The sequence below is a fragment of the Arthrobacter sp. TmtSoilC77 genome, assembly GCF_059739415.1.
In genome coordinates this window covers 4,665,793-4,680,270 of sequence record NZ_AP046050.1, presented here as the reverse complement: position 1 = coordinate 4,680,270, position 14,478 = coordinate 4,665,793, and the positions used below count along the sequence as shown (strand labels likewise).

The 14,478-nt window shown below is 62.1% G+C and carries 13 protein-coding genes; 5 read left to right on the top strand and 8 right to left on the bottom strand.

The annotated features are described in order from the left end of the window. Window positions 1–137: 137 nt before the first annotated feature. The gene (locus AC6I99_RS21680) at window positions 138–410 is read left to right on the top strand and encodes a DUF2277 domain-containing protein (RefSeq protein WP_011776687.1); all 273 of its coding nucleotides are present in this window, start codon (window positions 138–140) and stop codon (window positions 408–410) included. Window positions 411–491: 81 nt separating this feature from the next. On the opposite strand, the gene AC6I99_RS21675 is transcribed toward AC6I99_RS21680, so the two are convergent. From AC6I99_RS21675 to AC6I99_RS21665, 3 genes are read right to left on the bottom strand one after another with little or no spacing between them, the layout of a single operon-like run. Continuing rightward, window positions 492–3,074 (bottom strand): heavy metal translocating P-type ATPase, encoded by a 2,583-nt coding sequence (locus AC6I99_RS21675; protein ID WP_497944005.1) that lies wholly within the window; start codon window positions 3,072–3,074, stop codon window positions 492–494. 8 nt (window positions 3,075–3,082) lie between these two features. Next, entirely contained in the window at window positions 3,083–3,316 is a 234-nt protein-coding gene (locus AC6I99_RS21670) for a heavy-metal-associated domain-containing protein (RefSeq protein WP_224092768.1), read from the bottom strand. 49 nt (window positions 3,317–3,365) lie between these two features. Further along, window positions 3,366–3,737 (bottom strand): metal-sensitive transcriptional regulator, encoded by a 372-nt coding sequence (locus tag AC6I99_RS21665; protein WP_224165849.1) that lies wholly within the window; start codon window positions 3,735–3,737, stop codon window positions 3,366–3,368. 237 nt (window positions 3,738–3,974) lie between these two features. Here AC6I99_RS21665 and AC6I99_RS21660 point away from each other — a divergent pair, with 237 nt between their 5' ends. Further along, window positions 3,975–4,319: a rhodanese-like domain-containing protein gene (locus tag AC6I99_RS21660; protein ID WP_497946906.1), complete on the top strand. Its 345-nt coding sequence runs from the start codon at window positions 3,975–3,977 to the stop codon at window positions 4,317–4,319. Window positions 4,320–4,344: 25 nt separating this feature from the next. Beyond that, a complete protein-coding gene (locus AC6I99_RS21655; protein WP_497944007.1) occupies window positions 4,345–4,995 on the top strand; it encodes an alpha/beta fold hydrolase in 651 nt (216 codons plus the stop codon). Between the two features lie 9 nt (window positions 4,996–5,004). On the opposite strand, the gene AC6I99_RS21650 is transcribed toward AC6I99_RS21655, so the two are convergent. Together AC6I99_RS21650 and treS are read right to left on the bottom strand one after the other, a co-directional pair. Next, the gene (locus AC6I99_RS21650) at window positions 5,005–5,445 is read right to left on the bottom strand and encodes a VOC family protein (protein WP_224165847.1); all 441 of its coding nucleotides are present in this window, start codon (window positions 5,443–5,445) and stop codon (window positions 5,005–5,007) included. 101 nt (window positions 5,446–5,546) lie between these two features. Then, window positions 5,547–7,823, bottom strand: a complete 2,277-nt coding sequence (gene treS / locus AC6I99_RS21645; RefSeq protein WP_309928336.1) for a maltose alpha-D-glucosyltransferase — start codon at window positions 7,821–7,823, stop codon at window positions 5,547–5,549. A gap of 272 nt (window positions 7,824–8,095) precedes the next feature. On the opposite strand from treS, the gene AC6I99_RS21640 reads away from it, so the two are divergent. After that, a complete protein-coding gene (locus AC6I99_RS21640; RefSeq protein WP_497944008.1) occupies window positions 8,096–9,073 on the top strand; it encodes an NAD-dependent epimerase/dehydratase family protein in 978 nt (325 codons plus the stop codon). Window positions 9,074–9,129: 56 nt separating this feature from the next. Here the strand turns inward: AC6I99_RS21640 and AC6I99_RS21635 are convergent, their stop codons facing one another. From AC6I99_RS21635 to AC6I99_RS21625, 3 genes are read right to left on the bottom strand one after another with little or no spacing between them, the layout of a single operon-like run. Next, window positions 9,130–10,488: an MFS transporter gene (locus AC6I99_RS21635; protein WP_497944009.1), complete on the bottom strand. Its 1,359-nt coding sequence runs from the start codon at window positions 10,486–10,488 to the stop codon at window positions 9,130–9,132. Window positions 10,489–10,547: 59 nt separating this feature from the next. After that, window positions 10,548–12,314, bottom strand: coding sequence for a sulfatase family protein (locus AC6I99_RS21630; RefSeq protein WP_497944010.1), 1,767 nt, complete (start codon window positions 12,312–12,314; stop codon window positions 10,548–10,550). Further along, a complete protein-coding gene (locus tag AC6I99_RS21625; RefSeq protein WP_224165842.1) occupies window positions 12,311–12,913 on the bottom strand; it encodes a PadR family transcriptional regulator in 603 nt (200 codons plus the stop codon). Before AC6I99_RS21625 ends, AC6I99_RS21630 begins: the two co-directional genes overlap by 4 nt. 221 nt (window positions 12,914–13,134) lie before the next feature. On the opposite strand from AC6I99_RS21625, the gene AC6I99_RS21620 reads away from it, so the two are divergent. After that, on the top strand, window positions 13,135–14,433 hold the full coding sequence (locus AC6I99_RS21620) for an LssY C-terminal domain-containing protein (RefSeq protein WP_497961839.1): 1,299 nt from the start codon (window positions 13,135–13,137) through the stop codon (window positions 14,431–14,433). Window positions 14,434–14,478: the final 45 nt, after the last annotated feature.

Here is a 14,478-nt window from a genome sequence, read left to right as displayed (position 1 = left end):
GGACCCGAGCTCTTCGGCATCCCCAGCGGCCTCCGGCTCATCCGGAAGATCCAATAGCTAAAACCTATCGTGGGATTCGAAAAGGCGTCGATGGGCACCCCTCCCCATGGAGCGCTGCCCATAGTTAGCATGGGGTTATGTGCCGGAATATCAGGACTCTTCATAACTTCGAACCACACGCTACGTCGGCAGAGGTGGAGGCCGCCGCGCTGCAATACGTGCGCAAGATCAGCGGTTCCACCAAACCGTCCAAAGCCAACGAGGAAGCTTTCGCTGAGGCCGTCCACGAGATCGCCCACATCACGCAGCATTTGCTGGATTCGCTGGTGAGCCATGGCCCGGCGAAGAACCGTGACGAGGAAGCCGCCAAGGCAAAGGCCCGGGCTGCTGTCCGCTTCGGGACGGCTTAGCCCGGGCACAAGTCCTCAAACTGCGCAGCAGCACATGACGTTCTGAGAGCTCGGAGCGCCCTGTGCTGCTACGCGGATGGGTTACTTCCCGAATGAGCGGAGCCGCAGGGAGTTCGCGACGACAAGCACGGAGCTCGCCGCCATTGCTGCGCCTGCGATCATCGGATTGAGCAGTCCGATGGCTGCCACTGGGATGCCGATCGCGTTGTAGAAGAAGGCCCAGAACAGGTTGGTCTTGATGGTGGAGAGCGTCTTGCGGGAGAGCTCGATAGCCTGAACGAGCTGGCCCAGGTCGCTGCCCATCACGGTGAGGTCAGACGCTTCGATTGCAACGTCCGTGCCGGACCCCATCGCGATTCCCAGATCCGACTGGGCCAAGGCAGCGGCGTCATTCACGCCATCGCCTGCCATTGCCACCGTTGCGCCGGAGGCCTGAAGCTTCCGGACTGCGTCGACTTTGCCTTCCGGCAGGACCCCAGCGAACACGTCGTCAGGGGAAATCCCGACGGCGGCAGCTACTTGGGCGGCGACAGCGGCGTTATCACCTGTCAGGAGCATCGGACGGATACCGAGATCCTTCAGTCGCTTGATCGCAGCTGCGGAGCCGGGCTTGATGGTGTCGCTCAGGCTGACGATTCCGGCAGCTTGACCGTCCACAGCCACCCAAATTGCAGTTGCGCCGCTATTCTCCTGAGCTGCGAGCTCGTCCCGCTGGCTGGCATCGAGGGCGATGCCGTTCTTCTCAAGCCAGCCCGAGCGCCCAACCACAACCGTTTTTTTAGTGCCGTCCAACGCCACGGTTCCGCGGACTCCGCCGCCAGGAGCGGAACTGAAGCCATCCACACCGGGGAGAGCGCCGGCGTCGGGCATTGCTTCCTTGGCTGCTGCCGCAATCGCATGGGCAATGGGGTGCTCCGAGGCTGACTCGACCGCACCGGCAAGCGTCAGGACTGCTGCCCGGGAGTGGCCATTGAGGGCGACCGTATGGTCCACGGCAAGCCTTCCGCTGGTCACGGTGCCGGTCTTGTCCAGCAGGATGGTGTCCACATGCCGGGTGTCCTCCAGCACCTGCGGACCCTTGATGAGAATGCCCAGCTGAGCGCCGCGGCCCGTTCCGGTCAACAGCCCGACGGGAGTTGCGAGGCCAAGGGCGCAGGGGCAAGCGATCACCAGGACGGCAACTGCAGCGGTGAACGCCGCGTTGAGGTCGCCCGAGAAGAACAGCCACAGAACGAACGTCACCAACGCAAGCACCAGCACGATCGGCACGAACACCGCGCTGATCCTGTCCGCGAGCCGCGCGATTGGCGCCTTTCCGGTCTGCGCCTGACTGACCAAACGGCCCATCTGGGCGAGGGTCGTGTCAGAACCCACCCTCGTGGCCCGGACCAAAAGGCGGCCTGAGGTGTTGATGGTAGCGCCGGTGACAGGGCTCCCTGGACCGACCTCGACCGGAACAGATTCGCCAGTCACGAGAGAGGCATCGACGGCGGACGCGCCGTCAATCACCACACCATCGGTCGCGATCTTCTCACCAGGGCGGACCACGATGACATCGTCTACCAGGAGTTCTTCAGCAGGTATTTTCTGTTCCCGGCCGTCCACCAAAATCGTGGCATCCTTGGCGCCCAGATTCAGCAGGGCTTTCAAAGCGTCGCCGGCCTTGGCCTTCGCATTTGCTTCCAGGTACCGTCCCAACAGCAGAAATGTGGTGACAACGGCGGCGACTTCGAAATACAGCCCACCACCGGACATGCTTTCCATGCCCGGGTGCTCCGTCATCCTGGGATCCGCGAACAACTGCCACGCGGAGTAGAGGTAGGCCGCGATCACCCCGATGGAAACGAGCGTGTCCATGGTGGATGCGAGATGCCGGGCATTGATAGCGGCGGCCCTATGGAACGGCCACGCAGCCCAGCTGACCACAGGCAGCGCCAATGCACCCACAATCCAGCCCCAGTTGGTGAACTGCAGGGCAGGAACCATGGAAATCGCGAAGACGGGCACGGTCAATACCGCCGCCGTGATCAGGCGTGGGCGGAGTGTTGACGCTGCCGGGCCGTGAGACATGTGATCTGTGTGATTCGCGTGCTCGGCATGCTCTGCTGGCGCGGAACCGCCGGAACCATGCTCTGAGTGCTCGTGGTTGCCTTGCGTAACGCCCCCGGCGCCATGCTCTGCATGCTCGGTCGTTCCTCCCTTGGACGCATGCTGCCGCATAGCGCCGGACGCATCAGTGTGGTCGTGTCCGGTTCTAGTCTCCGTGGCTTGGGGCGGTTCGGCCTGCGCCGCGTGTCCATTGTTGGTGGACGTTTTTGCGTGGTCCTTGTGATCTGGGAGGTCACTCGTGAGCTCGGTGACGGAGCTTGGTTGGTGACCCTGGACGCCACGATTGTGGTGGTCCCTGGTGTGGGGGGCCGGGGGTTGGCGGACTTTGGCTTTGTAGCCTGTGGCGTTGACCGTGTCCACGATTTGTTGGTCTGTCACCGTGGCTGGGACGGTGACGTGGGCTGATTCCAGGGGAAGGTTGACGCTGGCTTCGACGCCTTCGAGCTTGCCGAGCTTTCGTTCAACCCGATTGACGCACGAGGCACAGGTCATGCCCTCTATGTCCAGTTCGATGACCCGGGTTTCGGGCTGATTGAAGGTCTCCTGGTTAGTCAAGAGGACTCCTAGGCTTCGTTGGCTACCACCAAGTAGCCGGCTTCTGCCACGGCCTCGCCTATTTCGGACGGCGAGAGCTGGCTGGTGGATGTGATGGTTACGGTGGATAGCCCGCCGGGGTTGAGGTCCACGGAGACGTCCTCCACGCCGTTAAGTGCTTCGAGTTCCTCGCTCACGCTTGAAACACAGTGGCCGCAGGTCATGCCGGAAACGTTGACGTTTGTCTGGATGGTCTGGCTCATGATGCGCTCCTTGGTGGTGAGTTGAATGGTGTGATGTGTGTTGGCGGAATTACCGCAGCAGGCGCCCGATGGCATCGGTGGCCTCCTTTACTTTGGCATCGATCTGTTCGGCGCGGGCTTCAGGATTGGGCTCGGAGGCGGCGCCAACCACGCAGTGGCCAATGTGCTCTTCAACGAGTCCCAGGCTGACGGCGTGCAGGGCTTTGGTTGCAGCAGCCACCTGCGTGAGGATGTCGATGCAGTATTTGTCCTCTTCCACCATGCGCGCGATACCGCGGACCTGCCCCTCGATGCGTTTCAGGCGGCGCAGGTAGGCGTCCTTGTTGCTGGTGTACCCGTGTGGTGCGGCGTGCTCAAGGTCGACTTCGATGGTCGGGAGGTCCGCGCTCAGGTGGTTGAAGCTCAGGTCTGCATTGCTCATGCTTCGAATGTATACCCCTCCGGGGTATCAAATCAAGTACCCCCTGGGGGTATTGGGCGTATGGCTTCGAGAAATGGGAACGCGCCCAGGCTTCGCGTAGTGTTTGCTCTGGGGCGGAAGGAGATCGTCCGCAGAATCGCTTTTCTCAACGGAGGATACGTGACAACCTCACCGACCGGCCTAACGCTCGATCCCGCCGCCTTTTTTCGCGCCAAGTTGCAGTGCGAAATCGACGTCATGGAAGTGGCTGAGTCGGAGCCGGGATCGTTGCTTGTGGTGGATACGCGTAGGCAGTCCTCATGGGACCACGGGCATATTCCCGGTGCGGTACATATTCCGACCGCGCAGATTCCGGCGTTGGCTTCAAACCTGATCCCGGCGGCCTCAAAAGTGGTGGTCTATTCGTGGGGTCCGGGTTGCAACGGCAGCACCTTCGCGGCGCTCGCATTCGCCGAGCTGGGATATTCCGTGAAGGAAATGATAGGCGGAATCGAGTACTGGATCCGGAACGGCCTACCACTTGAGACTGCTTCCGGCGTCAGCTCGCAGAAGCCCGATCCGCTGGTAACAGCTCACGCGTGATGTCCCTGGAAAGCGGGGTGGGAATGTGGCCGTTTTCGTACTGATCCACGGTGGCGGTTCCTCGGCATGGGACTGGCATCTGGTCAGGCCACTGCTTGAGGCATCGGGGCATGGCGTCATCGCTGTCGACTTGCCCATTGAAGATGCCGGCGCAGGGCTTGAGGACTACACGCGGGCAGTGACTGCAGCCGTAGGCGACGCTCAGAACACCATCGTTGTTGGGCACTCGTTGGGTGGCTTCACAGCACCATTGGCCTGCCACGCCCTCCACTCCGACGGACTTGTGTACCTCTCGGCAATGATTCCGATGCCGGGCGAGACGTTTGGGGACTGGTGGACCAATACAGGGCATGATCGGGAGTCCATCCCTGAAGAAGCATTCTTCAACCTGGTCCCCGAGGATTTGGCACAGCAGGCAACCGGCAAAGAGCGCGACCAGCAAGGTGCGTGGATGTCCGCGCCTTGGCCCGGCCAGCATCCGGATGTGCCTACCCTGGCGATTTTGTGCCGTGACGACCTGTTCTTTCCATCGTCATTCATGAGGCACCAAGTACGTGATCGGCTAGGAATCGAACCGGTGGAGATCCCGGGCGGTCACTATGCCAGCTTGAGCCATCCGGAAGCTGTAGCAGCCGCTCTCAACGAGTTCGCCAAGCAGATCAATGCGGGCCGCTAAATATGGTCCTCAGTCCTTCTTCTTCAATTCCTGGGCGAGCATCACCAGGATTCCGCTGGGTCCGCGCAGATACGTGAGCTTGTAGATATCTCCATAGGTGGCCACTCCGCGTAGCGGAGTGCATCCGTGCTTCGCCGCTATCTCAAGGGCTTGATCGATATCGTCAACGGAGAAGGCCACCCGGTGCATTCCGATGTCGTTCGGACGGGTGGGGTGCGTCTCGATCGCATCAGGGTGGATGTATTCGAAGAGTTCCAGCTGACCCTGACCATCGGGGGTTTGCAGCACCGCAATCTTCGCGTGGTTGCCATCAAGCCCGACGGCGGTATCGGCCCACTCGCCGCTGACGGTGTCACGGCCAACCACTGTCAGGCCGAGGTCGGTGAAAAAGGCGATGGTTTCTTCAATGTCCCGTACCGCAATACCGACATTCTCAAGTTTGATGGCCATGGGTTCGAAGCTATCAAGGTGAAGCGATTGGCTCCAGTGGCGAGGCGGGAGGAAACCTAACCCCGACGTCGGCACTTACGCGAGTGCCGACGTCGGGGCTTCTATTCGGTCTCGGCTTCCTTCAGAACGAGAGCCGTCCCTTGGAACGCCCGCAGTTCGAGGAAGAAGCTGCCAAGGTCATCCACTTGCCCCACGTTTTCGCCGCTGAAGAGATCGTGGACGCTGGCGCCAGGAACAAGGTGCGAGGACTGGATGCTGCCTGCGATGTCCTGGTCGGAGAAGTTCAGGACGGTGACTTCAAGCTCGCCGCTGCCGAGTTGGTTGACCAGGACCAGCAGCCCGCGGTTGGAAACGTCGGGCACGTCCAGCAAGGTACTCGTTGCGATCCCTGATTCTTCCCTTACTTTCAGGATCTGCTGGAGGCGCCGGGCGTAGGAGGCTGGATCCTTGAGCTGTTCAGGCAGCGGACCGTAGAGGCTCCGGGCCCGCGCCATGCCGGCGAGGGAGGTCTTGGCGTCGGGGCTGGTGCCCATGAGGTCGTGGGCGCCGCGGTTAATCCAGCGGGTGTCGCCTTGCGAGGTGAGCTCCCGGACTGTTTCCCGATCCAACGCGGTGATGCCGGTGAGGTCCCATCCGGAAAGCGCGAAGACCCCAGGCTGCAGCGCGTTGTACATGGACAGGAGCACGTGGGCATCCAGGACCTGGGCCTCTTGCTCCTGCGTTATCGAGTCCGGGTCTTTGATTCCCAGCGCCGCCATGAGGAAGCTGACCGTGGTGCAGGCGATGCCGTTGGTCGTGAAGACCGCGTTGTAGGGCCCGTTCTCACCGGTGAGGCGTTCCCGCAGGGTGCTCTGGACCTTCTCGGCAACCTCGGCGCCGGTCAGTTCTTCGCCGCCAAGCTCGAAGATGTCTTCCCTGTGTCCAGCGGCAAAGTGGAGCAACTCGTAGGTCAGTTCGTCGTGGTTCTGCAGAGCGTGCACCAGCGAGGCCTGGTCCACACCGATCTCCATGGCCAACCGAAGGGTCAGCCGCAGGAACTCGGTATCACCGGTGACCAGCGCATAGTGGTAGGCGGGCCTGGTGATGAAGTCGTAGGAAAGATCCGGGCCCGACTCGGACTGCGCCTTGATGTCATCAATGGTGAGGTTGAGTTCCTGGAAGGAGAACCCGCCCACTTTGCGGATCATAGAGCCAATGAGCTGGTTCGCTGCCTCGGACAGGGGGTGGCCTTCCGACCAGCCCGGCTGTTCCTCCGCGCTCTTCTCCACGCCGAGGAAGCCGTTGGCATCCAGCCGCAGGGCACCGGTGCCCAGGTCCAGGAGGGAGTGCAACGCATCGCCCACCACCAACCGCATCCCGGCGAAGGTAGGGTCCAGCCAGTTAATGGATGGCTGCCCGGCCTTGAAGTAATGGAGATAAACCCAGCGACGGGTTTTGCCGGTGGTATCCACGATCGGCCTGGTGGCGCTCCAGTTGGTCTCCTTGACCCCGGGTTCGTAGAAGATCACGCGTTGGAGCCTGCCGATGATGTATCCGGCTTTTTGCAGGGCCTGCTCGGTATCGGGACTGATATTCACAGAATCTTCGCCCTCGGGAACATCAGGCAGCAGGTGCCAGTCTTCCTCGGGGATATCCACCATGTGATAGATGCCCGGGTAGTCCCGGAAGTTCATCTCAGCAAGACGGAAGTCGGCGCCTTTGCCTGTATGGCCGGGCACGATGTCGTCGATGACCGTCCCGTCATGATCTGCGGCGACTTCGCACATCCGGCGGAATTCTTCCTCCGTGCCGAACGCCGGATCGATCGCCATGCTGATGCGGTCAAAATGGCCATCCACGCTGGGCGTCTGGGACCAACCGCTGATGCCTCCGGCGAGCTTTACGGGGCCAGTGTGGAGTCCGCGGATGCCGATCTCCCGGAACGCCTTCCAGAGGCCCGGCTCTCCCAGCGCGGACAGAAATGACTGACCCTCGCGGGTAATGAAGGAGAGAGGGTAGGCCGTGAACCACACAGGTGCACGCTCCACTGCCGCCCGCGGGTTTGGTCGGGCGTAGGCGTTCTGCCACATGCTCGCCTGGCCAGAGAGTTGCCGGGCCATGGTGTTGGCATCGCCGAGCATCGACTGGTTGCGAAGCCAGTCCACATATGTCGGATTGCGCCCATCGAATTCCAAGGAGGGCCTGGCTGCGAAGAATTGCCGGCGTCGGGCGATCGGCCGGAGGGCTTTCGGGCGGGCGGGATAGAACTGTTCGTCAAACGTGATCTCGGGTGACTCTGTGGCGGTTTCCTCGGGTTGCGTTTCCTGCGGATCCTCCGTTGTTTCCTCTGGATTCCCGTTGGTTTCTGACAGGCTCTCGCTGACTACAGGCTCCCGCACAGCTTTCTCCTTTACGTGGTCGCCGCGTCAACGCCGACCGTCCGAGGGGGTCGTTCAAGAGGTCACGTACCCGGGCTTGCCCGGAGTATTCATGCTAGTCACGAGGGCATGGGGTTTGTCGAGCTTGGGAGAAGTGAGTCGTCAGGTTGCTGGCCAATCGTCGCTTGATGTCTCCGCAGTCCCCGCTTAAGTGAGGCCGCCCACGCCGCGCCTGTATAGAGGAACTACTCTGGAACTCCAACCCAAGCAGGCCCAAAAAGCGAAGGTTACCCATGAAAATAGTTGTCATCGGCGGCAGTGGCCACATTGGTTCGTTCCTCGTGCCCAGGCTCGTCAACGCCGGCCATGCAGTGACCAACATTAGCCGTGGGATCCGGCACGCCTACACCGATACGCCCGAGTGGCAGCAGGCCCGCCAGGTCACAGCGGACCGGGAGCAGGAGGACCGGGACGGCATCTTTGGTGACCGGATCGTGGAACTGGGTGCCGACGTCGTGATTGACCTGGTCTGCTTTACGCTCGACTCCGCCACCGCGCTGGTGAAGCGACTCCGCGGCGAGGTAGGCCACCTCCTGCATTGCGGTTCTATTTGGCGGTATGGCGCCAGCATGAAGCTGCCCATCGCGGGGGGCTCGGATTCGGCCGCTGCCCCAACCGATGAGTACGGCATCCAGAAGCGCGCTATAGCCCGCATGTTGAAGGAAGAGACGGCTTCCGGCGGATTGGCTACTACGTCGTTGCACCCCGGTCACATCGTCGGACCTGGATGGCAGCCGATCGGGCCACTTGGAAACCTGGACCCATCCGTGTGGGAGACGATCTCCGCCGGGAGGCCTTTGAAGGTTCCCGGAAGTGGCACGGAGCTGATGCATCACGTGCACGCCGACGACGTCGCGCAAGCCTTCGAGAAGGCCATCCAGCGACGTGAAGCGGCGGCCGGGGAGGACTTCAACATTGTTGCTCCCACCGCCCTGACAGTTCGCGGATACGTTGGGATCGCTGCGTCGTGGTTCGGGAAGGAAGCCAGCCTCGAGCCAGTCAGTTGGGAGGAGTTCCGCAGGACCACCACACCTGGGCACGCGGATACGAGCTGGAACCATCTGTCACGCAACCATTGCTTCAGCATTGAAAAAGCCAAGTCCCTGCTGGGTTATGCACCCCGGTATGAGCCGGAACAAGCGGTCCGCGAGTCCCTGGAGTGGCTCATCGACCACAAACAACTCAGCGTCGGAATCCTCGCCACAAGTTAAACCGCGACGTCGGCACTCACCTGAGTGCCGACGTCGAGCCCGAACGGTTGCCTAAGTCAGCCCTGGTGCAGTGCTTCCTGCCGACGCTGCTCCAACGCATTCCGGACACGCTCCACGTCCCGCGGGTAGCAGAAGTAGAGGGCGGTGAGGACTGCTGCGTTGACCAGCATGAGGATCACCAGAGTCCAGAGGAACACGGCCTGGATTCCGAGGCTTGAGGCCAGGGCGCCCGCTCCAAGGGAGAAGACGGCCCACCCGATGGTCTCGAAAACGGTCAGGAAGATAGCGAAGGCCTGGCCTCGGAGTTCCGGGAGGACGACGGCCGCGACGATCGGACGGTTGGCGGGCGGATTGGCTCCTTGGGCGAAGCCGATCAGGGCCCAGAACGCGCTGTAGATGCCGATGTTGTCGTAGTCGAATTGGGTTGCGAAGAATGCGACGGCGGCGAAGAGAACCTGGGCGCCCTGCAGGTAGGCAACCCGGCCCCTGTCGGGAAGGACCCGGTCCAGGAGCGCGACGAGCCAGCCGCCACCGGCGGTCCCGGCGAAGTAGCCGAGCCCAAAGGGCACCAGGACGATGGCCGCCACCGCGTTGGTGAAGCCCCGCTCCACCACGAGGAACTGGATACCGAAAATCGCGATGAGGAGGTGCCCGGAGAGCAGGCGCGAGAGCATCATGATGGAGAAGCTGGGAATCCGGAACAGGGAGGCCACCGAGCGGACAGTGACTTTCGGGGTGAGGCGCTCGCGGCCGCTGAGGTCTGCGAGTTGCTTCTCGGACGCTCCCACTCCGGGGTCTTTCAGGAGCAGTGACACCAGCAGGCCGGCAAGGATGCAAATGCCACCGATGGTCCACATGCCGAAGCGCCAGCCGTCAGTAATACCGGTGAACAATGCGATGAGCGGGGCAATGAAGGAACTGATGAGGCTCATGAACCCGTAGAAGTAGCCCGCAGCCTTGCCGCGCTGGCTGTCATCGAAGGAGTCCGCGATGATGGCGTTGGCGATCGGGCTTCCACCGATGATCGACGCCGACATCAGCGTGTTGAGGATCAACAGTTGAACGAAGTCCTGGGAGAAACCTGCTGCTATGCCGAAGACGCCACCGGCCAGGGTGGTGGCGATCAGCGCTTTCCGTCGGCCGATCTTCCCGGCAAGCCAGGCCCACGCCGGACCGGCTGGGACAGCAATGATCTTGCCGAGTGCGGCCAGCAGGCCGAGGTGGCTGCTCTGCAGTTTCAGGGCCGCCGCAATGGTCGGGAACAGGGTGGCGCTGAGGCCGGCTTCCGTATTGTCCACGACCGTAACGCCGGTGAGGACAGCGAGGTTTCGCCAGCGGTGGGGGACTTTGCTGGCTTGGGCTGCTCCTTCTGCTGGAGCTTCCGTGGCGAGGGCAGGGCTGGGTTGGGAGGTCATGGGCTGTAGGTCCTGTCTACATTGTCAGGCTGGGTTGGGGATGTGTCACTGGCTTGGAGTTACGCCGTGGGGACGGCAGCCAGTTCCTCGGCAATGGACCCGAGGGCGCTCGAGGAAACCGGGATGACGGCTGCGAGCTGGTAGAGGCTGAGCTGGGCGGGGATGTTAACCAGTTCAGTGCTGATGAGGTCGGGGAGGTGATTCTCCACGGCTTCGCGGCCGCGGACGTCCTGGAGCAGTTCCAGAAGGGGCAGTGTCAGGGCAGCTCCGCCGTCGGCGAAGCTGTCGATCGGTGGCAGGGGTTCCAAAGCGATCCGCGCCCTGTCCGCTTGCCGGGCGGCGAGCAGGTGCTGGGCTGTGGGTTCGGAATCGAAAGGAATTCCGAGCCGCTGGAACTGGCTTTCCGGTGCATCGTTGGCGTGCATAAGTTTGGCCAGTGTTTTCAGGAGGCGCAGTTCCAGCGCGTCGTCGATGATGGGGTTCGTTTGGTGTGGGTCTTCTTCAAGGTCAAACAGGAGGGTTCCGTGGACCCATGAGTTCATCATGGAGGTGGTCTGGACTTGCATTGTCCGCAGTCCCTTGGTGAAGCTGAACGCTTCCGCAGGTTCCCACTGCGCGAGTTCGGCTGTGGAGAACCGCGACCGCATGTGGGTGGGCATCAGCGTGTAATCCTCCAGTGGTGCGTTGGAAGGACCGACGGCGGCACGCATGTAGACGTAGCGGCCGTCAGTGACGTTGACGTGGCCACCGTGGATACCGAACAGGGCCGCCTCACGTACTTCGCTGTCGTCCTGCAGCACGGCGGCCAGGTCCTGGCCCTGCATGTCCTCCGTAGGTTCGACGCCGAAGAAACGCAGCATGGTGGGTGCAATGTCGATGGTCTGGGCGAGGGCTCCACGCCGGGTGTCCTTGCCGCCGGTGCGCGGGTCCCACAGGAACATGGGCAGGTGCACGAGTTCGTTGAACCATGGTTGAACGGATTTTGCCCACCAGCCGTGTTCGCCCAGCAGGAAGCCGTGGTCCGTGTTCACCAGGAGGAGGGTGTCTTCCCACATGTTGTACTGGTCCATGGCATCCAGGACCCGTCCGAGCGACTTGTCGCACATCGAGACCAAAGCGGCATATTCGTAGCGGGCGTGCTCCACCTGATCCTGAGGTTCGGTGACCTTCTGGTATCCCGGCCAGTCGAATTCGGGGCCGTCGTAATCATGCTCGTACAAAGCCTTGTATTTGCTGTGGGTGAAGAAGGGCTCGTGCGGATCGAAAAGCTCGATCTGGAGCATCCACTTGTCTGCTTCATGGTTCGTATCGATGAAGTGCAGGCCGGCGTCCACGGTTTTGGTCTGCGAGTGGTCTGCCTCGGTGGGCATATAACTGCGGTTGATGAGGTCCTGTCGCTTCATCCCGGCACGCCAGTCCTGGCTTCCGCCGGAAGGATTTACCACACCCTTCCACGGGTCGCCTTCCTGGCCACGGAAGAACTCCCAGGTGGTGTAGCGCGGGTGATAGGTGGCGCCTCCGTCCTCCCAATAGTGTGGGTGGTCTGATACGAGATGCGTGTGCACTCCTGCTTTTCCCAGCATCTCCGGCATGGAATCGTCGAAAGGTTCCAGCGGGCCCCAACTGCGGTGCAGGAAATTGTGGCGGCCGGTGTGCATCTCGCGGCGTGCCGGCATGCAGGGCATCGAACCGGCATAGAAGTTGTCGAACGTCGCCGTCTTTGCTGCCAGGCGGGCAAAGTTGGGGGCGTCCACGAACGTGTCCGCCGCGTAAGGGGAGAGCATATGCCTGTTGAGGCTGTCGAACATGAGAATGATGGCCTTCATGGTTGCAGCTCCGCCGGTACTGCGGTGAGCGAACGGGACGAGAGCTGCCCATCCAGAAGCTCCTTGCGCAGGCTGATCAGTCCGGCAACGTGGGCGTCGATGGCACTCGCACCCATGAGGTGCAGGCGCTCTCCCACCGATTCGGCGAGCTCGGTGTCGAAGGCGATCGTGGGGGCCCACTGTTCCCTGCGATCACGGTTGCGGTACCTGGCGATTTCGTCCTGGCGGGTGTGGATTTCGACGTCGAGAATCCGGAGGAGTTGCTCGGCGCTCATGAAGCCGGCAAAGGACAACCGTGCAGCGAGTTCGGGGTCCTGGAAACGGCTGGCCGGGTGGTACGGGCCAGTGAGCCAATCAAGGAACACGGTGGCTCCTTCGTCAGTGACGCGGTAGGTCTTTGCGTCCTGCGCGCCGGGACGGGGGTCCACGCTGTGGGTCACCCAACCTTGGCTCTCCATGCTCCCGAGCGAGCGGTAAACCTGGCTCATCTGCGTATTGGAACGCAGGAAGCGGCCATGGGTGTCCAGGTACTTCTTGATGTCGTAGCCCGTGCTCGGATGCTCCAGCAGGACTCCAAGAAGGATGTGTTCGAGCTTCATTGTTCTCTCCATTGACAGGTCATTGCGTGATGCCGGTCACGCTTTCTAAGAAAAGAATGACACAAGTGGAATGGTGAGTCAATGACACAAGTGGAATGCTTTTTGGTTCGACGACGGCATCTGGCCAAGTTCCGGCGTCGAACCTTAATGCCCGGGACTGTGTACACGCGGAGGCCAGGAGGCGAAGCTTAAGGAGCACGTGCACCCAGGGGGAGTTCCGAATGTACAAAGCGCCGAACAAAGGAGTCACGGACAGCCGGCTCGACCACGCGTTCTTCGTCCTGGGTGGAGCAGCTGCGGTGTGGCTGGCATTCCTTTTGGTGGGGGAGAGCTTTCATCTGGGGTGGGGCCAGGTGTGGTTTTCCTTTGTGTTCTGGGCCTTCCTGGCCTACCTGCTGCTGCCTCGCCTCCACCGCATCCTGACCACCATTTACGTTCCCGGCTACTTCATCGGCCGGGCCCGGACCAGCGACGGACTGCTCGGTGACCCGGTGAACGTGGCCCTGATGGGCACCGAGCCGCAGATCCACGCGATCATGCGTGCCGCAGGGTGGACCATCGCGGACGACGTTACCTTCGCCAGCAGCCGGCGCATCGTGAGCTCTACGCTTTTGAGGCAGAGCTACACCCAGGCCCCCGTGAGCCCCCTCTACCTCTTTGACCGCCAACAGGACTTCGCCTACCAGCAGGAAGTGGACAGCAACCCCGGCAAACGCCACCACGTCCGCTTTTGGCGCTGCCCCGAGGGCTGGATGCTGCCCGGCGGGCACAAGGTGGATTGGCTCGCCGCCGGCACTTACGACCGCAGCGTTGGCTTCTCCCTGTTCACCCTGCAGATCACGCACAAGATCGAGCAGAATACGGACGTGGAGCGGGACCACATCGTACGAACGGTGTCCGCGGCTGAACCTGCCGTGACAGTGCGCGTCATCAAGGACTTTTCCACCGGATACCACTCGCGCAATGGAGGAGGCGACTCCATCTCCACAGACGGCGACCTGCCCATCATCGACGCCCGCCGCGTGCCCGTCCCCGCCGACCAGCCAGCCAGTCGGACGGACAGCCGCGACCGCCGCCCCGCACCCACCATGACGGGCGCATTCCTCGTGGTCATCCGGGCCCTTGCTGCACTTGCTTTGGCCGTCACTTTGCTGGGCTCGGGTGGCAACATCACCGTCGAGGACGCCAACCTTGACCCACAAACCACGACGGCGGCAATCGTCACCATAGCTATGATCGTCCTGGTTTTCGGGCTCGGCGAAGTGTTCCTTGCATGGCGGATATTCCTGGGCAGCAACGGCGCCCGCGTGATTGCGATGGCACTCAGCTCCATCTCGATCGTGGTCCAGGCCATCGACGCCTCCACGGGGACCACCAATCTCACGCTTGAGGCAGGCCTGTCCGGCTTGGCCACGGACATCCTGGTGCTCCTGGCTCTATCCAGCCAACGAGCCAGGATCTACGCCAAGCGCCAGCGGGTTCCGGCCGTCCCGCCGTCGGTGAAGCACCGCACCCGATAGCCACCACCCAGAAACGGGCTGACGACGCCTGAATATAGGTGTCGC

Excerpts from the sequence above, each read along its gene's own strand:
- AC6I99_RS21680 (WP_011776687.1), top strand. The coding sequence starts at position 138 with ATGTGCCGGAATATCAGGACTCTTCATAACTTCGAACCACACGCTACG.
- AC6I99_RS21670 (WP_224092768.1), bottom strand. The coding sequence starts at position 3,316 with ATGAGCCAGACCATCCAGACAAACGTCAACGTTTCCGGCATGACCTGC.
- AC6I99_RS21665 (WP_224165849.1), bottom strand. The coding sequence starts at position 3,737 with ATGAGCAATGCAGACCTGAGCTTCAACCACCTGAGCGCGGACCTCCCG.
- AC6I99_RS21660 (WP_497946906.1), top strand. The coding sequence starts at position 3,975 with ATGGAAGTGGCTGAGTCGGAGCCGGGATCGTTGCTTGTGGTGGATACG.
- AC6I99_RS21650 (WP_224165847.1), bottom strand. The coding sequence starts at position 5,445 with ATGGCCATCAAACTTGAGAATGTCGGTATTGCGGTACGGGACATTGAA.
- AC6I99_RS21640 (WP_497944008.1), top strand. The coding sequence starts at position 8,096 with ATGAAAATAGTTGTCATCGGCGGCAGTGGCCACATTGGTTCGTTCCTC.
- AC6I99_RS21635 (WP_497944009.1), bottom strand. The coding sequence starts at position 10,488 with ATGACCTCCCAACCCAGCCCTGCCCTCGCCACGGAAGCTCCAGCAGAA.
- AC6I99_RS21630 (WP_497944010.1), bottom strand. The coding sequence starts at position 12,314 with ATGAAGGCCATCATTCTCATGTTCGACAGCCTCAACAGGCATATGCTC.
- AC6I99_RS21625 (WP_224165842.1), bottom strand. The coding sequence starts at position 12,913 with ATGAAGCTCGAACACATCCTTCTTGGAGTCCTGCTGGAGCATCCGAGC.
- AC6I99_RS21620 (WP_497961839.1), top strand. The coding sequence starts at position 13,135 with ATGTACAAAGCGCCGAACAAAGGAGTCACGGACAGCCGGCTCGACCAC.